Source organism: Micromonospora sp. SD19 (assembly GCF_054462275.1).
In genome coordinates this window covers 190,011-211,243 of sequence record NZ_JBTLMN010000010.1, presented here as the reverse complement: position 1 = coordinate 211,243, position 21,233 = coordinate 190,011, and the positions used below count along the sequence as shown (strand labels likewise).

Annotated in this window: 16 protein-coding genes and 1 pseudogene; 6 read left to right on the top strand and 11 right to left on the bottom strand. The window is 69.8% G+C overall.

What is annotated here, in order from left to right:
* Positions 1–143: 143 nt before the first annotated feature.
* Positions 144–518: a CU044_2847 family protein gene (locus tag ACX27O_RS27380; protein WP_051708143.1), complete on the top strand. Its 375-nt coding sequence runs from the start codon at positions 144–146 to the stop codon at positions 516–518.
* Here ACX27O_RS27380 and ACX27O_RS27375 read toward each other — a convergent pair.
* Positions 451–2,415 (bottom strand): peptide deformylase, encoded by a 1,965-nt coding sequence (locus ACX27O_RS27375; RefSeq protein ID WP_210866578.1) that lies wholly within the window; start codon positions 2,413–2,415, stop codon positions 451–453. The two genes, ACX27O_RS27380 and ACX27O_RS27375, sit on opposite strands and share 68 nt — an antisense overlap.
* Positions 2,416–2,515: 100 nt before the next feature.
* Here ACX27O_RS27375 and ACX27O_RS27370 point away from each other — a divergent pair, with 100 nt between their 5' ends.
* A complete protein-coding gene (locus ACX27O_RS27370) occupies positions 2,516–3,229 on the top strand; it encodes an HAD family hydrolase (RefSeq protein WP_357637862.1) in 714 nt (237 codons plus the stop codon).
* A 47-nt stretch (positions 3,230–3,276) separates the two neighbouring features.
* Here ACX27O_RS27370 and ACX27O_RS27365 read toward each other — a convergent pair whose 3' ends face one another.
* The 3 genes from ACX27O_RS27365 to ACX27O_RS27355 are packed head-to-tail and all read right to left on the bottom strand — an operon-like array spanning position 3,277 to position 5,620.
* The gene (locus ACX27O_RS27365; protein ID WP_030328324.1) at positions 3,277–4,263 is read right to left on the bottom strand and encodes a hypothetical protein; all 987 of its coding nucleotides are present in this window, start codon (positions 4,261–4,263) and stop codon (positions 3,277–3,279) included.
* Between the two features lie 5 nt (positions 4,264–4,268).
* Complete coding sequence (locus tag ACX27O_RS27360; protein WP_030328326.1) at positions 4,269–5,279, bottom strand: S1 family peptidase; 1,011 nt, start codon at positions 5,277–5,279, stop codon at positions 4,269–4,271.
* The gene (locus ACX27O_RS27355; protein ID WP_210866580.1) at positions 5,276–5,620 is read right to left on the bottom strand and encodes a CU044_2847 family protein; all 345 of its coding nucleotides are present in this window, start codon (positions 5,618–5,620) and stop codon (positions 5,276–5,278) included. Before ACX27O_RS27355 ends, ACX27O_RS27360 begins: the two co-directional genes overlap by 4 nt.
* 645 nt (positions 5,621–6,265) lie before the next feature.
* Here ACX27O_RS27355 and ACX27O_RS27350 point away from each other — a divergent pair.
* Together ACX27O_RS27350 and ACX27O_RS27345 are read left to right on the top strand one after the other, a co-directional pair.
* Positions 6,266–8,722, top strand: coding sequence for a hypothetical protein (locus ACX27O_RS27350; protein ID WP_458940308.1), 2,457 nt, complete (start codon positions 6,266–6,268; stop codon positions 8,720–8,722).
* 199 nt (positions 8,723–8,921) lie between these two features.
* On the top strand, positions 8,922–9,827 hold the full coding sequence (locus ACX27O_RS27345) for a ferritin-like domain-containing protein (protein ID WP_210858257.1): 906 nt from the start codon (positions 8,922–8,924) through the stop codon (positions 9,825–9,827).
* Positions 9,828–9,939: 112 nt separating this feature from the next.
* Here the strand turns inward: ACX27O_RS27345 and ACX27O_RS27340 are convergent, their stop codons facing one another.
* Positions 9,940–10,173, bottom strand: coding sequence for a hypothetical protein (locus ACX27O_RS27340; RefSeq protein WP_309140725.1), 234 nt, complete (start codon positions 10,171–10,173; stop codon positions 9,940–9,942).
* Between the two features lie 92 nt (positions 10,174–10,265).
* Here ACX27O_RS27340 and ACX27O_RS27335 point away from each other — a divergent pair.
* Positions 10,266–11,162, top strand: a pseudogene (locus ACX27O_RS27335) (caspase family protein); the annotation flags it as partial.
* A 308-nt stretch (positions 11,163–11,470) separates the two neighbouring features.
* Here ACX27O_RS27335 and ACX27O_RS27330 read toward each other — a convergent pair.
* The 5 genes from ACX27O_RS27330 to ACX27O_RS27310 all read right to left on the bottom strand — a co-directional run bounded on the left by ACX27O_RS27330 (position 11,471) and on the right by ACX27O_RS27310 (position 17,076).
* Positions 11,471–13,597, bottom strand: coding sequence for a B12-binding domain-containing radical SAM protein (locus tag ACX27O_RS27330; protein ID WP_210858255.1), 2,127 nt, complete (start codon positions 13,595–13,597; stop codon positions 11,471–11,473).
* A 10-nt stretch (positions 13,598–13,607) separates the two neighbouring features.
* Positions 13,608–15,005: a TfuA-like protein gene (locus ACX27O_RS27325; RefSeq protein WP_458940307.1), complete on the bottom strand. Its 1,398-nt coding sequence runs from the start codon at positions 15,003–15,005 to the stop codon at positions 13,608–13,610.
* Entirely contained in the window at positions 14,998–16,164 is a 1,167-nt protein-coding gene (locus ACX27O_RS27320; RefSeq protein ID WP_458940306.1) for a YcaO-like family protein, read from the bottom strand. The genes ACX27O_RS27325 and ACX27O_RS27320 overlap by 8 nt, the downstream gene beginning before the upstream one ends.
* A gap of 27 nt (positions 16,165–16,191) precedes the next feature.
* Entirely contained in the window at positions 16,192–16,566 is a 375-nt protein-coding gene (locus ACX27O_RS27315; protein WP_030328340.1) for a class IIb bacteriocin, lactobin A/cerein 7B family, read from the bottom strand.
* 147 nt (positions 16,567–16,713) lie between these two features.
* Entirely contained in the window at positions 16,714–17,076 is a 363-nt protein-coding gene (locus tag ACX27O_RS27310; RefSeq protein WP_156057267.1) for a hypothetical protein, read from the bottom strand.
* A 323-nt stretch (positions 17,077–17,399) separates the two neighbouring features.
* Between ACX27O_RS27310 and ACX27O_RS27305 the strand changes: the two genes are divergently transcribed.
* Positions 17,400–18,179, top strand: a complete 780-nt coding sequence (locus ACX27O_RS27305) for a MerR family transcriptional regulator (RefSeq protein WP_210858251.1) — start codon at positions 17,400–17,402, stop codon at positions 18,177–18,179.
* An 8-nt stretch (positions 18,180–18,187) separates the two neighbouring features.
* Here ACX27O_RS27305 and ACX27O_RS27300 read toward each other — a convergent pair whose 3' ends face one another.
* Positions 18,188–21,229, bottom strand: a complete 3,042-nt coding sequence (locus tag ACX27O_RS27300) for an ATP-binding cassette domain-containing protein (RefSeq protein WP_458940305.1) — start codon at positions 21,227–21,229, stop codon at positions 18,188–18,190.
* Positions 21,230–21,233 lie beyond the last annotated feature (4 nt).

Here is a 21,233-nt window from a genome sequence, read left to right as displayed (position 1 = left end):
GTGCGTCCGCGCCAGCACCGTGGACCGGGATCGCCCCCGGCGCACCGGCCGCGACCCGTTCGCCTTCCGCTGACGGGCGATCAACTGCTACACATTGCTCAGACGACAGACACGGTTCGTGACATCAAACCCGGGGAGAGTGCATGAGCACTGTGCTGCTCAAGGTTCCGGTCGCCGAGGGTAGCGATGAATACGTGGAGGTGGAGGTGGACCGCCGCGACCTCGCGGGGATCGAACTCGCCGCGGCGGACGACGGCCGGGGCCAGTGGGCGGCGACCACGTTGACCGCGTCGCTGGAGAGGGTGCTGCCCGCGTTGCGTACCGTCATCGGCCGGCTGCGGTCGGCGGCGGCGCCGGATGAGATCTCCGTCGAACTCGGCCTGGCCATCGGCGGAGAGACCGGTCTCATCTTCACCAAGGGAACCACCGAGGCGACGTTCACCGTGAACGTCACCTGGCGGCGGAGTGAGCCCCTGGCTGCTGCCACCTCAACTGCGTCGGGGGCACCGGCGCGGTGAACGCGCCCTCCTCCCGCAGCCGACGGTAACGGGGGACGTCGACAGGCTCCTCGCCCTCGGGCATGCGGTCAGCGTCGGTGTAGACCTTGCCGTTCAGGTGGTCGATCTCGTGAGCGACGCTGCGGGCGAGCCCTCCCGTGAGTACGACGTCTCGCAGGTCGCCCGCTGCGGTCCGATGGCGTACGCGAAGACCGTAGGGCCGTTGAACGATGCCGCGGACGTCGAAGAAGCTCAGGCATCCCTCATAGTCGCGGACCTCCTCGTCGGTCCGCTCCAGCACGCTCGGGTTGATCAGCTCGATGTAGTCCCGTGAACCTGGCACCTTGACGATCGCGATGGCGTAGGCCATGCCGAGCTGAGGGGCGGCGATCCCCATACTCACCTCGGGCTTGAACGAGTGGTACCGGTTGACCCATCCGGCGACGCGGCGCAGGTGCGCGAGCACCCGCCCGGCCAGTAGCCGGTCGCTCGGTGAGTCGAAGTTGATCTCCCGCGTCTTGACCGGCAGCTCCGACGCCCGTCGCCCGCGTGCCGCGCCCCGCAGCTGCCTGATGCCGAACTGCCGAAGGACGCTCGGCGCGTCGGCGCAGACACTGCTGTCCGGGATGCGCTTCCAGAAGAACCAGTCCAGCCGGATGCGACGCTCCTCGGCGAGGTCGTCCTCCTCTGCGGTTCGGTCCCAGGAGTAGATGGTGTGGTCATCCTCGACCCGTATCTGGACGTCCGGCAACGGTTCGAGGTCCGTCTCCGACGGCAGCGAGGTCACGCCCCAGCACTCCGGCTCCAACTCGGTCGGCAGGTGCGCCTCCACCGACAACCGGTCGGTGTTCGGCTTGATGTTGCGCTTGTACCACTGCCCCCAGATCTCGTCACTGACGCGGTACGTGTACTCGACGACAACCTGCTGCCCCGGGGTCAGCAGTTTCGACGCCGGAAAACAGAGGTCGAAGTTGATCTCCTCGTGCCGCACCTTTGTCGGCTTGGCATCCATCGGATGGGATTCACCGTCGAAAACGCACCAGGCCCGTAGGCCGATGTCACGAACAGGGTCGTCAACACTGAGTGGGTGCTGCGCGTGGTGGCGCAGATTACGAACGGCCTCGTCGTTGAGAAAGCGCTGCACTGACACTTTCATCTCGTACTTCGCGCGCGGGGCGGTGCCGCCGTGGTGCAGCACACGCCGTTGGCGCAGGGTGTATTGCGTGCCGTCGTAATGGACCTCGCCATGGTCGTGTATCAGCACCAGACCGGGTCGCGCGGTGGCGACCGCTGCCAACGCTCGCTCCAGCAAGGCGCCGTCGAGCACGAGCACCTCGGCCGAGTCGTCGGTGGTGATCGCCTGGAGCATGCCGAACACCGCGGAGGTGGCGGGATCCCAGACCGGCCCTCCGCTGAACCCGCGCTGAACCCGAAAGACCCGGTGCACCACCTCGTCGACCTGCAACCGGTGTCTGCCGACCGCGCCGAGCAACCGGCCCTGCACATGCCTGCCCAGGTCACGCCCCTGGCCGGGCCCCCACATCTGCACCGGCACGTTGTAACGGTCCTTCAGGTCCGCCCGGATGCGAAGCGGTTCCGCGCCACTGCCGGCAAGGCCCTCGCCGAGCCTGAGCACCGCGACGTCAGCCACGTCGAAGTCGTCACCGGTCGGCAACCACGCCACCACCTCGGCGCTGCGTTCGATCCAACTGTTCGACGCCCCCAGCAGAGCGAAATGCAGCGAGACGCGGCTGTTCTTCGGAACTCTTTCCACCTGTCGGGCGGGACGGCCCAGCGCCACATTCACCACGTGCGCGCAGGTCAGCATCAACCGCTCCCCGACCAGGAAGGCAAGTCCGACGGGGTCGGCCTTCGCCCGGTCGAGAACGAAGGCGATCGCTTGCTCGACCCGGTACATCAGCACATCCTCCGTCGGGAAAGCGGTTCGCCGATCGTATCGGCCAGCATCCTGGCCCAGCCAGGATGGCGCGTTGATTCGTGGCCTACCGAGGAGCAGCATGACCGGCATGGATGAGTGGGCAGTGCTGTTCGACCTCGACGGCACCCTGGTCGATACCGCGCCAATCTGGCGGTCCGCTTTCGTAGCCCTGATCAACGGGCGACAGCCCGTTCCGGCCGGGGCGACTGACGGCCTGCTCGGCCTCACCGCGCTGGAGGCCATCACGACGATCCACCGCCGGATCGGCTGGTCCGAGTGGGACCCGGCGGCAGATGTGGCGGAGGTCGAGGCGGCGGTGCGGCAGCTCTACCGTGACCGGGCGACGAGCTGGCAGGCCGACGGCGTACGCCTGATCACGGCGCTGCGGGCGGACGGTGTGCCCGTCGGGCTCGTCACGTCGAGCAGCCGGTACATCCTCGACGCTCTGCTTGGTCATCCCGGTGCTCCCCGCTTCGACGTGGTGGTCTGCGGCGACGACGTGAAGCGGACGAAGCCCGCCCCCGACCCGTACCTGTTGGCGGCACGGCGGCTGGGTCTGCCGCCCGGCCGTTGCGCCGTCGTCGAGGACTCCCCCACGGGTGTTGCCAGCGCGGTCGCCGCCGGATGCCCGGTGGTGCTGGTCGGTGACCAGGGGCAGCTCGGGGCGGTCCAGGTGCCGAGCCTCGGTCAGCTCACCGTGTCCGCGCTGCGTCAGGTGGTGTCTCCCGCGACCCACGGTGCATCGGGCGATACCCACACGACACCGGGACCAGCGCGCCACCGGCACGGCTGACCCCAGCGTCGTCGACCTTCGTGGTCACCGCGCCGACGTCGTCGGCGTCACTCCGGGCCGAGCGGTGGCAGCGGCGGGAGGCTGCTGGGCATGCTCGTCTGCCCCGAGATGCCGCCGTTGTGACGGCGTAGGTATTCCCGAAGGGTATGGATCATGCCCTCGGTGGTCGAGCCCGAGACACCCTCGATGTGGAGCTGGTCGGTGGCGGAGATACCCATCACCAGCTCGATGGCGGGTCGTCCGGCGACCATGAGCCGCAGCGTCTGCCTGCCGGTCACGTGCACGATGCTCCCGGTGGCGGTGGCGATCGGGATCGCCGTCGGGTTCTGCGGCATCGGCTGGCCGGGGGGCGGCGCCTGGTTCGCCGGCGGGAGGAAGAAGTTCACCCGGTCACTGGCGGTCTCCAGGCCGTCCACACTCTGCAGGTGGTATTCCTTCGTCGCGTCGCTGACCGTCGCGCCGGTCCGCATGTCGAGGATGGACTCGTAGGTCAGGAGCCGATAGTTCGACAGGTAGACCACCAGGATCTTGTAGAGCGAGGCGCGCAGGACGCCGTCAGCACCACGAGCGATCTGGTACGGGATCTCCGGCGGCAGACCGTGGAAGACCAGGAGGTTCTCGCCCCACTTGAGGGTGACTTCGCCCGGGTGCCGGTTCAACCGCCGACGACCGGCGTCCGCCGCGTAGTTCTCACCCTCCTGCAGCCAGCCGTCCATCTGGCTGTCGGTGGCGCGGGGATAGGCCGCGGCGACCGCCGAGTTGTAGGCCGAGTACGTCCCGGCGAGCTTGATCCCACCGAAGACGACGGCGGCACCACCGCCGAGGATGCCCAGGCAGCCAAGGCATGCCAGACCAGCCAGGCCGCTGTCGGCGGAGGCACCGACGAGCGACAACAGGCCGACGACCAGGAGCAGGCCGCCGCCGCCGAGCGCGATCAGGGCCCCGACGTACGAGGGCTTCTGCGGCACCAGGTTGAAGTACTTGTGTACCAACTCTTGCCGAGTGGGGTTCTGCGTCGTGTGGTTCTGTGTCATGCCACTCATCCCATGGATCGCCGATAGAGGTTGCGCCAGGTCAGACACTCCGTCGCCGGGACGTGGCTGACGATTTCGATCGCGTGGCCGGTCGACACGTGGCTTGTGGCCGGGTCGTAGTGGCCGTCGCGACCTGACACCGGCAGGCTGCGCAGACCGTAGTAGTCCTCACGGACCAGCGCCAGGAGCGCCTTCGCGTGTGCCGAGCCCGGGTCGAGGCGGCATGCCTCGCCCAGCAGCCGCTCGATGCCGTCGATGACCTCGCCGGAGTGGTTCGCCGGGCGGACACCTTGGAGCAGCACGAGTGCCCAGTAGTAGTACAGATCCGAGCTGCGGCGGTGCCTGCTGTGCAGATCGGGGAGGCGGTCGAGAGCCGCGGTGTAGCGCCGGGCGTCGAGGGACCGCAGCACGGCGACGTGGTCGGGGTCTCCGGCGAGCGGGTCGGCGAGCACAGCGGCGAGCCACGGCGCGCTCCCGACGATGGTGTCGTTGGGAATGATCCAGGCGGATCGCTCCGCGAGCGACCTGTCCGCGCTGACGACCATGCCGACGACGAGTCCCGTGGCAGCGTCCGTGGCGGCACCGCCACTGAACCCGGGCTCGACCCATGCCGTGTGGCCGTGGACGGCGTCGATCTGGAGCCATTCGCCGGTGCGACTCGGGCCTGAGACGCGCGCCTGGCTGCGGCGGCCTTCCTGGCCGCGGTCCGGAAGCCCGAAGAGGTCGAGGATCGTTCCCGGAGCGGGTCGGGTTGCCGGCCCCATCGGCGCGACGGCGTCCGCCGGATGACCAGTGATGTCGATCGTGGCAACGTCCGGAACCGGGTTGACGCCGCTGTCAAAGGCACTGGGCACGTCCACCGCACGGATGCCGGGCAGCGAGGCGACCCGGCACTGCCGTTGGCCGGGTGCGATGAGGTGGGCGCAGGTGAGCGCGCGGGTGGGTGTGACGGCGAAGCCGCACCCCGTGCTGGCGCCGGTCACCTCCAAGCGCCACGCCTCATCCACACCGGTCATGGCGTGCGGGTGTCCGTGGAGTCGTCGCGGCGCCAGAGCAGCTCAACCGAGATGTTGCCCTCCACCGCGGAACGGGCGATCACCGCGCCCACCTCGGTCGTCAACTTCACCCCGAATCCGATCTTGATCTCGTCGGGGCTGGACGCTCTGCGCAGGTCGGCGAGGACGGCTTCGGCCGCATCGCGAATATGAGTCAGGTTCGCCTCGAAGAATTCCCGCGCCTCCCGGACGCCATTCACCCGCCTGCCAGCGGGAGTCGAGCCCCGGCGCTCCTCCTCCACCTCGACAATGACCGAGGTGCCGTCACGGACAACAAATCTGACAAGTTCGGTTTCCGGCATCGTTCCCCCCAGGATTGGGCTCGACCATACCAAGATGGACAGTCGGCAAAGACACCCGAACGTTCACCGTCAATCAACGCACGGTCGTCGCGTCCGAGCCGAGTTACCACATCGGACGGATGGGTGGTAGGAGCTTCATCCGACGCTTCGGGCATGACGTACGCCGATCGACGATGGTGGCCTGGACGGCCCTTGTGGACGACGAAGCCCAGCTCGGCCCGGGTGTCTCCGGCGTCTGTCCTCAGTGACCGGCCGAGGCGCCCGATGGGAAGATGAGACCTTCCGCCAGGCCGGCATCGCGCTGCTCCGGTACGCCAATCAATACGTCGGCCAACCGATTTCCGCTCAGCTCGCCGGGGCCGATGTTCGTGTGTCTTGTTTACGACAGAGGCATTCCGTCGTGCGAGAAGAACGCGACGATGTCGCGGCCTTTGTTGACACCATCCGGGAAGTGCGGAAGCAGATACCGCAGCTGTCGCGGCGGCACGACGGAAGCCCACGGACCTCGCTGCGCCGGCACACGGACGTGTCTGCCATCGGATCCTCGCAGCGATTCGGCGAACAGTGACCTCGGCCAGCGCCACGAGGTTGACGTGCCCCGACCCCCCGCAGCTTCCTTGATCATCCCTGGCATCATTCGCTCTCGTGTCAGCAGCGATCACGTTCAGCGCCGAGCACGGCCTGTGGATGCTCCCCCATGGGCAGCGCCGAGTCGACTTCGCGACGTGGGTGAGAGCACGGTTCACCGAGTTCGTCGAAATCGAGCTGCTGCGCCACGGCGGCGGGAGTCGGGACGAGTGGATCGACGTCGTCGTGGCGCTCGTCCCCCGACCGGACAACGACTACAACCCCAAGGCGATCTCGATCGCCCAGCCGATCACGTACGGCGGGTCGTACCGGGACCGGCACATGGCCTTCGTGTACGACGCCGACCACCGCTTCGTCGGAGGAGACCGCTTCCACGACCTGGCGGGGGCGGCGCAGCCGGCGGAGATCGGTTGCCATGCCCGGGTGAAGGCCGGTCGGTCGGACGGCGAGTTGCAGCTGTCGGTGCCCGCACCCGAAGAGGCGCTCGCGCTCATCGACGACTTCCTGCGCCGTGGTGGGACCCCGGCGGGCCGGGGAGCGGACCGCGCTCTCGTCACGTCCGTGCTGGCCGCACAGGCAAGGGAGCACGTTCCGCCGGCACGGGTCGAGCAGGCCGTGCTGCTCGAAGCGCAAGCCGAGGGCCACGTACGCCAGTGGCGGGCCACACCCGCCGACGTCTCCCCCACACCGCTGCGCGTCCAGCAACGGTCCGTGTTCGGCAACCACCTGGTCCACGTCGTCAACCAGGCCGGAGGCCGCCTCGGGCAGGTCAAGGACGGGGTGCTGTTCCTCGACGACGAGCGCCACCGGCGGACGGCTCTGGACGCGCTCGAACGCGCGGGCATCGCGCAACACGACGCGGTTGTCGGGGACTGGTTTCCCGACGCGGTGCTGGTGCACCGGGGTGCGCGGTGGCTTCTCACACCGCGTGGCACCGGGCCTTCGATGGGGTGGTACGACCCCGGGACCGACGTTCTTCACGTCCACGCCGACGCGTACCGGGAGCCCGCCGAGATCCTCCTGCGGCGGCACGGCATCGTCCCCGTCGCCACTCGCTGGGCCGCACCCGATCCCCAGCAGTTTCTCCGTCACCTCGGTGTCACCGACCGGTACGCGACCGAGTCACGCCGGGCGTCGGACCTGGCCGAGCAGCAGGTGTGGCGGATGTGGGCCCGTCACCGGGACGTGTTTCCCAACGGGCTGGCCGAGCTGTCGCCCCTGCGGTGGACCGACGAGAAGCAGAACCGGATCTTCGCTGAGAACGACACCTACTGGCTCCACCACGACAGCTACTACCTGCGTGACCTGGAGTCCCTGTTCGGTCCGCACGACCACGGCGAGTACCAGCACGGTCAGCAGCCCGTTCCCTGTCGTCTCTGCGGCAGAGACGCACTGACCGCAACCCGGCGCGAGGAGCCGGGAGCCAGGCCGCTCGCGTACTGCTCCGGATGCGCCCGTAAGGCGGTGAAGGGGTTCCTGGTCGACCGCGGCGCCGACGAGTCGTGGGAACCACTGGCCCTCTGGTGCCTGCAGCAGCTCGCCGTGGAGCTGGGCGGCCCGCCCAGCCAGGCGCAGATCCCGCGGCTGGTGTCGACAGCGGAACCGACCGCCACGGATCGCGCCATGCTCGTCCGCATGCACGTTCCGCGGGCCCGGGTCCGCCGTGCGGATGCCGGAGCCGAGCAGCGCGCGCCGCTCATCTGGGCGGACTGGCTGAAGCGGGCGGGACTGCTCGGCGACGGGGTGCAGTTGGCGCGCGGCACCGTCACCGTCGCCTCGGACGGCCACCTGTGCCGGTCCCTCCTCGAACGGCACGTCGACGACTTCCTGACCGTGAACGGCATCGCCCACGAGGTCGAGCCCTACTGGCCCTATGATCCCGACCTCAACACCACGGGCCTGCGGGCCGACTGGCTGCTCGACGACGGCACCTACGTCGAGGCCTGGGGTCTCCCGGACGAGCCGGCCTACGCGAACAAGATGACGCGGAAGATCGAACTCGCGGCTCGCACGGGAATCCGCCTCGTCGGCGTGACCTCGGCGGACCTCGGCAACCTGCACAACGTCTTCGCGTCGTGGATCATCGGTGAGGCACGGCCGGTGCCGAGTGCCCTGTTCGGCGGAGCAAGCGATCCACGGCTCCAGCGCCCCAGGAAGCCCGGTTCACCGGCACCCCGCACCACCAACCCCGACGCGAACGCCGCAACACGTGCCGCACGACTTGAGCGCTGCCAGCGGGCGGTCGCCCTTCAGGAGTCGGGGATGAGCCGCGCCGCGATCGGTGAAGAGCTGGGAATGGGACCGGATGCGGTGAAGGCCCTGCTGCGGGACGGGAAGTTCTACGCGGCCCCCGACTCCGATCCCCCACGTCGTCAACTGGCCCTCGACGCCTACCAGGCCCGGAGCAGCGGCATGACCAAGGACCAGTTCCGGCAGGCGCGGGCTCTCGCGCCCCCGAAGGCGCACGAGTGCTGGAAGGACGCCGACGTTCTGTTCGAGCGCCACGCAGGCTGATGCGCGCGGACGTTGGCGGCCTGGTCCGGTGTGAGTGCAGTTTCATCGCGCGGAGCGTAGTCGATGCTGGATTCGCCTCGTACCGCCTTTCCACAATCAATTCCTGAGGTTCGTCGCGCAGCTAACGTGAGAGTCATCCATTTCCGCCAGGTTGGCTGAGACGGACAGCTAGCACCTGGATGCACCAAACGGAGGCAGCATGGACAAGTGGTTCATCTCTGAGGCGGTGTCACGCAGTGCAGAATCCGAAATTGATCGGCGAAGGCTAACGGCCTTGGTAGATCCTGGGGTGTGCGCAGCCGACCCGGCGGGTGGCGGCTCGCCGAGCGACGCGGCTATCCTCAACTTCGCGCTCAATCTCGAATATCTCGAAGCTGAGTTCTATCTCCGCGCGACGACAGGATCCGGGCTTCCCGACGAGATGACTACCGGCAACGGGGTGCGCGGCGAGGTGTCCGGCGGAGGTTCAGTCAACTTCAGCAGCAACTTCGTGCAGAGGTTCGCGAAGGAAATCGCCGCTGACGAGATGCAGCACGTGGCCTTTCTGCGGTCCGCGCTCGGCAACGCCGCCGTTGCTCGTCCCGCGATTTCGCTGGACGCGAGCTTCACCGCGGCGGCGACTGCCGCTGGTCTGATCAAGCAGGGCGAAAGCTTTGATCCGTACGCGAACGACCTCAACTTCCTCTTTGCGGCGTTCCTCTTCGAAGACGTCGGAGTGTCGGCGTTCAAAGGCTCCGCGTCACTGCTGTCGAACAAAACGTACCTGGATGCGGCAGCCGGCCTGCTGGCCACTGAGGCGTACCACGCGGGGATTGTCCGATCCGCGCTCTACAGCGCCGGACTCACCGACGAGACAGTATTCGACTCGGTACGAAAAATCTCTGACGCGCGCAACAGTCTTGATGGTCCGACGGATGACGACCAGGACGTCGGCACGGCGGCCGACCCGAATTTCATCCCCACCGATGAAAATGGGATGTGCTACGGCCGAGCGGCCCAGTCCGTCTTGAACATCGTGTACTTGAGCCCGACCTCGGTGACTTCGGGTGGCTTCTACCCGGCCGGCATGAACGGCGAAATCGCGGTGAGCGCCGGAGCGGCCTGAGAGCCGCGTACACCCCGGGCCTGGCCCGCTTCCTCACCTACCGGGCACAGGGCGTCATCGTCGGCGACAGCTTCGGTGCCGCCTCGAAAGCCGCCACGGTTGTCAGGAAGCCTCAGATCGTGCCGGCCGCCACGACGATGTCGCCAACCTCGGTCGCTGGTGAGATCCCCGAGGTCCGGACCGACACGTGCCAGGCTCCTCCCGGCAGCATGGGGGCGGCGTGGTAACCGTCACCGGCCAGCCGAAGTGCCGTCGGCGGGCTCAGTGGCCGGCCGTGCGGGTCTTCGATGTGCAGCCGCAACGGCAGGTCTTCGACATCGGCGGTGACGTGGATGGGGCAGGGCAAGCCCGCCGCACCACTTCGGGGAGGGTCAGGCTCAGCTCCGGCTCGGGGCCGAGCGCGGCGCCGAGGTCTATCCCGTTGACGGCATCGACGAGGTGGTCCAGCACGCGGGGGTCGCTCTGCAACCCGGAGTGCCGCACCGGCCAGTACGTCGCCTTGTCAGTCGAGTCGTGCCCGGCCGGGAGGCAGGAGAACGGGGCGACGGTGCCGTCTCCGGCAAACGCCGACACGTCGAGGTCGGGGAGGTCCGGGTGGTAGGCGACGCCGGTCGCGTCGAGGGCGAGGCTCAGGTCCGTCGACCGCCGGCGCCCTCCGAAGTGAGTCATTGTCGGCCCACCGCTCGCCGCGACGGGGAACGGCTGCATCGCCTCGGTCGTCATCGACGAGTTCGATCATGTGGCTCCGCTGCGGATCCTGCCCCCGCCGTCGCGGCGACGGTTGCCGAGTTCGGCAGATTCGGTCTGACCGTCGACCCGTTCGACCTGGCCCGTGATGGTTCCGAGCCGGCGATCCGGCGAGCGTCGGGCGAGTGGACACCCAGTTCGGACGAGCTTGTGGTGCTGTACTGGGCGGGTCATGGCAGCACGCACGGCAACCATCTCTACCTCTGGTCGCGGGAGACGCCGACCCGTCCGCGCGACGACAACGCAGTGGCCGGCCGGACGCTGGGACAGTTGCTCGCCGCGAAGAAGGTGAAGCAGATCCTCCTGCTCATCGACGCGTGCAGCGCGGCCGGTGGAGTGCAGGACATCGCCGCGGCGTTCCGTGCGGAACTCCAGCGGTACACCTTCGCGGACCCGCGCAGCAAGCCCAGCCTCGCGGTGATCGGATCAGCCGATCACGACCAGCCGGCCAGAGAGGCGGCATTCACGACCGCGCTCGCCGGAGTGCTCCGCGACGACACCTGGTGGACTGAGAACGACCGCTATGTCTACACGATGGACATCGTCGACGCGGTCACGGCCCGGTTCGATGAGTTGGGCCTGAGCCAGGCACCGCAGCACGACATGGTGGGATCAGTGCGGTTGCCGAATCCGCACTACAACGCGGTGTCCCTGAACGGCAGCGTGCCAACGAAACAGTGGCGGCGGAGAGCGCTGTCGAGCCGCGCCGCCCAGCACTTCGTCCTCAAGTACCGGGGAATCGACCTGCCCGCCGACGTCGGCTGGCACTTCGCCGGCCGACGCGATCCCCTGCTGGCGATCGTCGGCTGGCTACGGACCAGGCAGAACGGGATGCTCGTGGTGACGGGCTCGCCCGGCTCGGGCAAGTCTGCCCTCCTCGGCGCCGGGAGGTCGGCTCACCGCGCCGGCTCGGCGGGGAGCCGGTGCCGGCGGATCAGCCGCTGCCCGATGAAGGTCCGCCAGACCCGGTCCGCGACGGTCGGTTCGACGACCCAGAGCCGACGCTGCGCCTCGGCGAGGGTGAGCGGCGCGCTGAAGAGGTCCAGGAACAGCCGGCTGCTGCGGTTGAGTGCGAACACCTGACCGTCGACCCGGCGGAACAGGTGCCGGTCCGCCGGGAGGTCGCCCGGGGTGCCGTCCTGCTCGTCGGAGCGGATTCGCCGGTACGCCTCCCAGACCTGCTCATCGTCGCGCTCCACGAAGGAGCCGTTGGCGAGGAACTCGGTCTGGTCGTCGGTGTCGTGCCGGACCCGGTCGTTGGCGAGAACGCCGCGTACCGCGGTGCCGTACCGGTCGTGGTAGAAGAACGTGTGCGGGGTGTCGGTGCTGCCCAGCCACGGACGGTGGTAGTGCCCCGGGTTCAGGCCCGCTTTGGCCTGGGCGACCTCGGCCTGCGCCGCCTCGGTCACCGGCTCGTCGTACTTGAGCATCCGGACGATGTCGGAGCCTTCCACCGGCCGCACGTTGGTGATGCCGAACCGTTCGGGTTCCTTGGCGACGATGGCGCCCGGCGTGAGCATGAAGTCGCCGAGCCCGCCGAGGGTCCACAGGTCCGGGTTGTCGCGCAGGAAGGTGACGCTGTCCAGCGCCTCCTCGCGGGTCTCGGTGGGGAAACCCGTGAAGCCCATCATCTGCACACCGATGTTGGCCTTTGTCATCGCGGTCATGGTGCGGCGTACCTGTTCGGGTTTCGTGCCCTTGTCGATCAGGTCGAGGATGCGTTGGTTGCCGGATTCGAAGCCGACCGAGATGGCCACGCAGCCGCTACGCCGCAGCAGTTCGCAGCGCTCGTCGGACCAGTACTTCTCCAGCCGGATCTCGGCACCCCAGCGGAAGTCCAGCCCTCGCTCGACGACCTGCTCGGCGAAGCGCAGGATGGTCGCCGGGGCGAGCACGTCGACGGAGAAGTAGATGAACTTGGCGAACTTCGACAGCTCGGTGACGTCCGCGATCATGGTGCCCACCGTGTCCTGCCGCCAGGGGCTGGTGGGACCGTCGGTGTTCAGCCCGTAGTCGCAGAACGTGCACTTGTTCCAGTAGCAGCCCCGGGTCGGCGAGTAGTAGACGAACTTCTCCGGGCTGAGGTAGAGGTCCCAGGGCAGGCCGGAGAAGTCCGGTACGGGCACCTGCGCCAGGCGCTCGTAGCGCAGCGGCAGTTGACGCTGGCGGCCGTACTTGGGGTGCAGCCGGACGTTGGGGTGCCCGGCCGGCAGGGTGCCGGCCGCCACCGCGTCCAGGATCTCCGTGTACGCGCTCTCCCCCTCGCCGACCACTATCGCGTCGAAGTCGGCGAGCACCTGGAAGACGTACTCGGGTTTGCTGGCGCACTTCCAGACGTCGGAGATCTCCGTGCCACCCGCGATGAGGAAGACGTCCGGGCAGGCCTGCCGGACGAGTCGGGCGATCCACAGCGCGAACGGCAGCTGCCACTGGTAGGTGGCGCTGATGCCGATCACCTGGTGCCCGCCCGCCGCCAGCCGTGGGATCAGCACGTCCTCGTAGTACGGCAGGAAGGGCCGGTTGAGCCGCGCGAGCAGCGCCTCGTCGGTCAGCGCGGCCACCGAACCGATCGAGATCATCGGCGGTGGGTGGAGCCGGAAGCCGGCGTGGAACTGTCCGGGAAACCCGACTGTGCCGAGCGCGTCCATCCAGGAGATCACGCCCTCGACGGCGTCCTGGTAGTGCCGGTAGTCGTAGAACAGGGTCGGATCCTGCAGCACGCCGATCGACCGACGCAGCCGCTCCGGATCCGGGTCGGGCAGGCCGAGCTGGTTGGCCCGGGCCATCAGCGCGTCCGGGCCGCTGAGGTCGTCGATCGAGAGCCGGGACAGCTCCCGCCGCAGCCAGTCGTACGCCGACGGGGTGTACGAGTGGTGGAACGCCTCGATGTTGGCGTCGATGATCTCCGCCGGCCGGTGCCCCTGCGCCCGGGCGTACGAGTCGAGGTAGTTCAGGGAGTGGTATCCCGAGGTGGGATCGGTCAGCGGGGGGTAGATCAGTGCCGCCTTCACCGTGCCGCTCATCGACGCCTCCTCAGCCGACCCGGGCCGCTGGACCGGCCAGGGTGCCCTCCTGCGCCCGCGTGCCCACGGTGGGCAGTCGCGGGGAACCGAACGCCTTGACGTACGCGACCAACGGTTCGGCGGCGTACCGGAACGCCGCGAGGTCGACGAAGCCCCGGTCCCACGCCGCCGCTTCCATCTCGTCGACGGCACAGCCCCACAGCCGGGCGAAACACGCGTCGACGATCTCGGTGCGGAAGTGCAGCCGACCACCCGGGCGGCGACGCCCCGTGGTCCGCGGGACGAGCGTCTCGTTCAGCGACGCCGCGGTTGCCGCGACCTGCCGCGCCGCGGTGAGCAACGCGGGGGTACGCAGCGGCGCCGCGACCATCCACAGCGCCAGGCTGCGGTACGGCGTGGTGCCGAACGCGCGCACCAGCACCCGCAGCACCGCCTCGCGGTCGTCGAGATCCCGTTCCCGGTCGGTCAACCAGTCCCACCCGCTCGCCGGGGCACCGGTCAGCCCGCGTCGGCGGGCCACCTCGCTGGCGCGTTCCTCGACCGCCGGGTCGGTGATGTCGACCTCGGCCAGCCCGGCCAGCACTCCCCGCCGGTGCCAGGTCGGCGACTCGGGATGCAGCAGCATCAGTACCGCGGCGGCCTCCCGGTCGCTGGTCCAGTGACCGCCGACCGATTCGCCGGCGAACCGGGAGCGCCAGCTGTCGAGAAAGCGGGTGTTCAGGTTGTCGATCGGTTGGTCGCCGGGGTGCGCCGGGCACAGCTCGGGGGCGTTGTCCGCCGCCATCGACAGCAGCAGCCGCGCGTCGGCGCCCTTGGCGTCGCTGGGGTCCTGCCGGTGCCATGTGAGGAACCGGTCCACCACGTCTTTCGCCTCGGGTGGCGCGCTGCGCTCCAGCGCCCGGTACGACCGTCGACGGAAGGGCAGGTCCCGGCCGATGTTCAGCAGCAGCACCGCCTCGGTGTCGCTGAGCACGCCGGCCGCGACGGCGCGGCGCAGCGCGACCCGGATGTTCACCAGCGGAACGCTCAGGGCGCGGTGGCCGTCCTCGGCGGGGCCGTGCACCACGGCCACCTCGTCGTCGCCCGTGACGACCCTGTCGCGGTAGAGCTGGAAGACCTCGCCCACGCCACGCATGCCGAACGGCCACAGCTCGGCGGCGCGCAGTGCGCCCATGCTGGCCGCGCCGGCCACTGTCACGCCACGGTCGAGCAGGTCGAGGATCTCCCGGTGGCGGACCGGCGGGTGTTGCAGGAAGAACCCGTCGATGACGAGGACCCGGTCGCCCGGGGCGACGTCCAGGCGGAGCAGGTCGCCGTGCGCGACGGGGGGCAGCACCACCGCGTCGGGCAGCAGCCGACCGACCTCGTCGGCGGGCAGGCTCGGGCCGATGAAGACGACGTCAGTCACGGGGCACCCCCGGTCGGGTACTCAGCGCCCGCTCGTCGAACATCCGTAGGCCGGGGGCGAACACCTTGCTCACCGCGATGCCGATGTCGTCGTGGGTCAGGTCGACGCTGAACGGCTCGACGCCGGTGACCCGCTGCACCCGGGACGCCAGCTCGCGCAGCACCTGGGTCACGTCCCCGGCCGGTGGTGGATTCCGGCGGACCGGCCGGACTGGCCGGTCGACGGTGGGCGGCGGCACCGGCGGCGCGCCGACATCGTGGTACGCGGTGGCGTCGATGTCGTCGCGGGCTCCGGAGACCATGACGAGGCGCGACTGTGCCGCCTCCGCCATGGCTCGACCGACGGCGATCTCCGGGTCCACGTGGCAGCCGAAGCCGCCGAAGGTGACCGGCAGGTCCTCCGACCAGATCGAGGCCGCGTAGCAGGGCACGTCGACGGCGTTGGTGATGTCGCAGACCTCCACCCAGCAACCGGCGCGTACCAGCGCGTCGTGCACCGTGCGGGTCATCGCGTTGGTGGCGGTGCCCGGGTCGGCGTAGGTGCGCTCGTCCAGCGGCGCGGTGCAGTACGGGGCGATGCAGTCGCGTTCGACGACCTCCAGCAGGGCGTGCAGGCTGGCCTCGGCGAAGGTGTTCCCGGTGGCCAGCCCGTTGCTGCTGGGGGTGAACAGGGCGCGGTCCCAGCCACGCCGGATGGTGAAGTCCAGTTCGATGGTGGCGCGCGGCACCAGGCAGTGCGCCCCGGTCACCAGCCCACGGCCGGCCACCCAGTCGAGTTCGACGGCGGGGGTCACTGGTGACCGTTCCGCCAGGTGCAGCCACCGGACGTCGTAGGGCAGGTCGAGCGCCTCGGCCGGGGACCGGACGACGGTCCCCGGCCGGAGGTTCTCGGCATGCCAGGACTCGATGCTCTCCATGACCGCGCTGACCCGGGCCTGCATCGCCGTGGCGCCGGTGCCGACGCTCACCGCCATGGTGGCTCCCACCGGCCGGTAGGCGACGTGCACCGGTAGGCCGATCTCGTCGAGCCGGGTGATGTCGGCGACCCGGGTGATCCGGAACCGGTCGAGCAGGTGTCCGACCCGCTCCCAGGTCTGCTCCACGGTGGCCGTCCGGTAGGTGCCGGATCGGAAGGCGATGGTCTCGGTCGTGTCAGTCATCGAGGCTCCCGGCGGGGGGTGGGGAACTCAGAGGATGAGGACGGCGATGATGTTGACGTTGTTGTCGGCGATGGGGGCCACGCCGCCGGCGACCGTCTCCAGCTCGGCCTCGGTGAGCTCGTTGAGGTCGACCAGCGGCACCTCGGGCACGTGCAGGATGTGCAGGCCGGGCGTGCCGGCCCAGTCGGCGACGATCTGGTCCTTGGTGTAGAGCGTGGCGGGCTGGGCGCGGTCGACCTCGACCCGGGCGCCGGGGGTGACCGGCAGGCCGGCCGCGGTCGCGTAGCCGGTCGGGTCGGCGAGCAGGCGCTGCAGTTCCTCGTCGCTGCGCCACACTGCGGTGACCAGTTCCGAGTATTTGGTCACGAACCTCGCGCCATATTCCTGTTCGTCGTTGCTCATCGTTCGGTCCTTTCCTCGGGTGGCTGCAAGACGGGGTGTGATCGTCGTGGCGAGAACGCTACGAAGATCGAGCTTCGACAATCAATGTTTCTCGGCTGTCTGCCATCAGAATCTGCCGTGGCGGAGAATGGGCGGCAGACTTCGGTGTCAGGTGCAGCAGCACGGGCAGCAGCAGGCGCAACTGGGGTCCAGGCCGGCGACGACGCTGTCCAGTTCGTCCTCGGCCAATTCCGCCTGAGCCACCGGCAGCAGCGACGGCACGAAGAGCACGAACGTGCCGGTGCTGCCGGCCTGTTGCCAGGACTCGACCTGCACCTCCAGGTCCGGATCGGCGTCGGTGATGTCCCGGACGACCCGGACCTGCACGTCCTCGGACAGTTGGAGCCCGTAGCCGGCGAGGAAGCCGCGCGGGTCGCGGTCGAGCGCCTGCTCCTTGGCCGGGTCGGCCCAGACGTCGGCGACCAGCCGGCTGTACGCGGCCACGAAGACCGCTCGATCGACAGGTGTCACACCCTGCTCCCTTCGATGGTCGGCCGCCGATGGCGGCGACAGGCAGCGCGGGAGGGTCCGGGCCGCCGGTTTCGCTTCATCGTGGGTCACCGGTGGATCCGGTCGGCTCAGCGAGCGGGAATTTCACCGAATGTGGCCGCGAAAAGGTCGCGCTGCGGCGAAAGCCGGGTAATTGGGAATCAGCGAGTTGCGGCGGATGGTGATCCTAATGATTGTCACCACTGTGGACAAGTAGTAATTCCTCGCCTTTCACCCGCCCGGTGCCCGCACTTACGCTGCGAGCGGCGGACCGCCCAGCGTGACAGCGGTTCGACGGGGTTGCCGTGTTCCGTCACCGAGTGCTGCCGGAGGCCACCGTGACCATCGACGAGGTGACGACGACGTCCGGCGCTCCGGTCGGGTACAGCGTGGAGGAGCTGGCCCGCAAGGTGGGGATGTCGCCGCGCAACATCCGAGCCCACCAGGCCCGGCGGCTGCTGCCCCCGCCGGTGCGCCGCGGTCGGGCCGCGCTCTACGACGACTCCCACGTCCGCCGGCTGGACGCGATCCTGGCCCTGCAACGACAGGGTTTCAACCTGGTGTCCATCGAGGCGATGCTCGGGGTCCGGGCCAGTGACGACGCGCCCGACGGGCTCACCGCGATGCTGCAACGGCTGACCGCCGACCGTCCCGCGTTGGCCCACGCGTTGACCCGGCACGGCGTGATCGGCCGGACCACCGACGGCACCGTCCGCACCATCCGGCCGCGTCCGCTGCGCGCCGCCCTGGACCTGCACCGGGTACGGGTGGGCACGGTACCGGCACTGCAGACCCTCAGCGAGGTGCTGGACAGCCTCCGACCGGTGGCCGACGAGCTGGTCGCCGCCGTCACCGCCCGGCTGCTGACCCTCGCTCCGGAGCTGGTACGCAGCGACGCCCGGTCGTCCTGGGCCGATCTCGACCGGGAGACCCTGTTGCTCACCCAGGGCGTGGTCAACGTGCTCACCGAGGCGTTCCGACTGGCGGTGGAGAACCAGTCGGAGGCACACATCGCCGAACTGCTGGAGAACCACCTCGACGCGGACGTGTGCCTGGAGGACAGCACCGTCATCGACAACGGCTGACCGGACCGTCAGCCGGTCGCGGGCTGACCGTCCGCCTGTCGGCTCTCCGGCACGGCGTCGGAGCGTTCCGGTTCGGTGAGCAGTTGCCGCCGCGCCAACCGGTGGAACAGCCCGTCACTGTCGCCCATCAACTCGTCGAAGGTGCCCCGCTGGACGATCCGCCCCGCTTCGAGGACCACTATGGTGTCCGCCGCGCGGACCGTCGACAACCGGTGGGCGATGACCACCCGGGTCGCGGCCAGCGCCGCGGTGCTGCGGCTGACCACCTCCTGGGTGCGGTTGTCGAGGGCGCTCGTCGCCTCGTCGAGGAAGATGATCCGGGGTAGCGGGGCCAGCGCGCGGGCGATCAGCACCCGCTGACGTTGCCCGACGGAGAGCGTCCCGCCGCCGAACGGCACCATCGTGCTCATCCCCATCGGCAGCGCCTCCAGGTCGTCGGCGAGGCCGGCCATCCGCGCCGCCTCCCAGACCTGGTCGAGTGGAAAACTGCCGGCGCCGCAGATGTTGTCGCGTACCGAACCGGCGAAGAGCTGACCGTCCTGCAGGACCACCCCGCACTGCCTGCGGACCGCGTGCACGTCGAGTTCGGAGAGGTCCTGCCCGTCGTAGAGCACGGCGCCCTGCTGCTGGCGTTCAAAACCGAGCAGTAACCGCAGCAGTGTGGACTTCCCGCAGCCACTCGGCCCGACGATGGCGACGAACTCGCCCGGGCGGATATGCAGGTCGATGTCGACGAGCACCGGCGGCTCGTCCGGCTGGTAGGCGAAGGTGAGCCGGCGCAGCGCGATCTCGCCGCGCAACTCGCCCGGGTCCACCCGGTCCGGCCGCGCCTCGGGGTCAGCGCGCAGGATCTCCCGCAGGCTGCCCAGCCGGGGCACCGCCGCGATCACCTCGACCCCGGCCGACACCAGCACCAGCAGCCCGCCCAGCAGCATCGCGAAGCCGACGTTGAGGATGAAGAAGTCGGCCGGCGCGACCCGGCCGGCGAGCGGCCCCATCAGCACGGCGAACAGGACCAGTTGACCGGCGACCGGCAGCACGGTGCCGAAGGCGACCAGGCCCGCCTGACTCTGCCGGACCCGTTGCAGCGCCGCCCGGGCCGTCGCGGCCACCTCCGACCAGCGCGCGTGGGCGCGGGTTTCGGCGGCCGCCAGTTTGATCTTGACGATGCCGCCGAGCAGTTGGTTGGTCATCGCCGCCGCCCGGTGCTCGGCCGGCAGCGCGGACCGTTGCTGGTGGACGATCAACACGGCGAACCCGCCGAAGGTCAGCATGGTGACGGCGACGATCCCCGCTGCCCAGAGCCCGAGCACCGGCTCGACCACCAGGAGCATGCCGAGGGTCACCGCGACTGTCGCCGCCGCCGTGACGAGCTGCGGCAGCAACGCGCTCAACGCCTCACCGACGAACGAGATCCCCAGCATCGAGTTGGCGATCTCGCCGCTGCTGCGACCGGCGAAGAACCGGGCCGGTAGCCGCATCAGCCGGTCCCAGATCGCCAGCTGCGCCCCGGACTGCATCCGGCCGTCCAACCGCAGCAGACGCAGGTTCTGCACCACACCCACCAGCCCCGCGACCACCGCGGCGCTGAGCATCAGCGCGAGGAAACCGACAAGGCCGGTCACCTCGCCCTGCCGGGCCAGTTGACCGAGCACCTCGCCGGTGGCCAGCGGCACGCCCAGGCCCAGCACCGCCACGCAGGTGGCGGCGAACACCAGTCCCCGTACGTCGCCGGACGCACCGACCAGCCCGGCCCGAAGCAGGTGGCGCATCCGAGCGGTCGACGGCAGCGGCGCCTGCACCTCGGTGGCCTCCGCGGCGAACGTGGCGGCCACCGTCGCGTCGACCGGGCCGTACGCCCTCGTGTCCGGGTCGACGTGGTGGTAGCGGCCACGGCGGAACACCAGCGGCACCGCGACCGCGCGCTGCGGGTCGTCGCCGGGCCGCCACCCCACCAGCGGCCCCAGGTCCCGCCGCCACCACCGCTCCGGCAGCCGCACCTCCCGCAGGAACAGGCTGGACGCGCGGGTCACCGCGTGCACCGCCGCCCGGTCGTCCAGCGGCGCACGGCTGCGGTCGGCCGGCTCGTTGATCGGGCTGCCCATCCCCTCGGTGACCACCCGGAGCACCGAGGCCGCCCGTCCGTACCGGTCGAAGCCGGCCTCGCCGTCGGGAAGCGGAACCACACCGCCCGCACCGCCGGCGCCGATCACCCCGATCGACCGGCGGGCCGCCGCGGCGAGCACCGCGGCGTCGGCCTCCCGACGCCGATGCACGGCACCCAGCACCGCCGCGTCGGCCTCCTCGATCCGGATCTCCACCATTCGCAGCAACCGGGCCACATGCTGGTCCACCGCCGACCGGAGCTGACCGTTGACCAGCAGGTCCCAGCTGCCGTGGCTCTCCACCGCGCACGCCGACTCGGCCACCACCCAGTCCCGCTCGGCGACCAGCAGCAGCTCCCGCTCCCCCGACATCTCCGCCGGACCACCGTCGTTGCGTCGCAGTTGCCCACCGGCGCTGCGCAGCCACCACGCCCCGCCGGTGGAGGTGACAGCACTCCCCTGCGCCAACGAAATGATCTCGCGTCCCTGGAGGGTGGACGCCTGCCGGGGCGCCTGCCCGCGACGCAGCGCGTCAGCGACGGCGACCAGCACCAGATCCACCGCCGCCACCAGCTCCGTCGCGGCGACCCGCGCCCGCAGCGACGCCCCCTCGTCCGCCACCCGACCGAGCCGAACATGCCGTTCCAGCACCGACAGGTGACGCCGGGACAACCCGCGCAGCTCCGTTCCGGGCAACGGCACCAGGATCAACTGCCACGCACCGATCGCGGTGGACGTCGGCACCAGGCCACCCGCCGGCAGCCGGGCCACGTGGTGCCGACGCGAGGGGCTCATCCCGGCCCGGCGTACCGCGAAGAGGTCGGCCTCACCGCCGGTGACCAGCCAGCCCGCCGCCGGGCCGTCCAGGCGACACACCTGGCGTACGCCGTCCGAGCAGAAAGCGCTCAGGCCACCGGCCGGGGCATCCTCCACCGCGCCACTCATCAGC

Excerpts from the sequence above, each read along its gene's own strand:
- ACX27O_RS27315 (WP_030328340.1), bottom strand. The coding sequence starts at position 16,566 with ATGAGCAACGACGAACAGGAATATGGCGCGAGGTTCGTGACCAAATAC.
- ACX27O_RS27365 (WP_030328324.1), bottom strand. The coding sequence starts at position 4,263 with ATGACACAGAACCACACGACGCAGAACCCCACTCGGCAAGAGTTGGTA.
- ACX27O_RS27375 (WP_210866578.1), bottom strand. The coding sequence starts at position 2,415 with ATGTACCGGGTCGAGCAAGCGATCGCCTTCGTTCTCGACCGGGCGAAG.
- ACX27O_RS27345 (WP_210858257.1), top strand. The coding sequence starts at position 8,922 with ATGGACAAGTGGTTCATCTCTGAGGCGGTGTCACGCAGTGCAGAATCC.
- ACX27O_RS27330 (WP_210858255.1), bottom strand. The coding sequence starts at position 13,597 with ATGAGCGGCACGGTGAAGGCGGCACTGATCTACCCCCCGCTGACCGAT.
- ACX27O_RS27320 (WP_458940306.1), bottom strand. The coding sequence starts at position 16,164 with ATGACTGACACGACCGAGACCATCGCCTTCCGATCCGGCACCTACCGG.
- ACX27O_RS27370 (WP_357637862.1), top strand. The coding sequence starts at position 2,516 with ATGACCGGCATGGATGAGTGGGCAGTGCTGTTCGACCTCGACGGCACC.
- ACX27O_RS27300 (WP_458940305.1), bottom strand. The coding sequence starts at position 21,229 with ATGAGTGGCGCGGTGGAGGATGCCCCGGCCGGTGGCCTGAGCGCTTTC.
- ACX27O_RS27360 (WP_030328326.1), bottom strand. The coding sequence starts at position 5,279 with ATGACCGGTGTGGATGAGGCGTGGCGCTTGGAGGTGACCGGCGCCAGC.
- ACX27O_RS27355 (WP_210866580.1), bottom strand. The coding sequence starts at position 5,620 with ATGCCGGAAACCGAACTTGTCAGATTTGTTGTCCGTGACGGCACCTCG.
- ACX27O_RS27380 (WP_051708143.1), top strand. The coding sequence starts at position 144 with ATGAGCACTGTGCTGCTCAAGGTTCCGGTCGCCGAGGGTAGCGATGAA.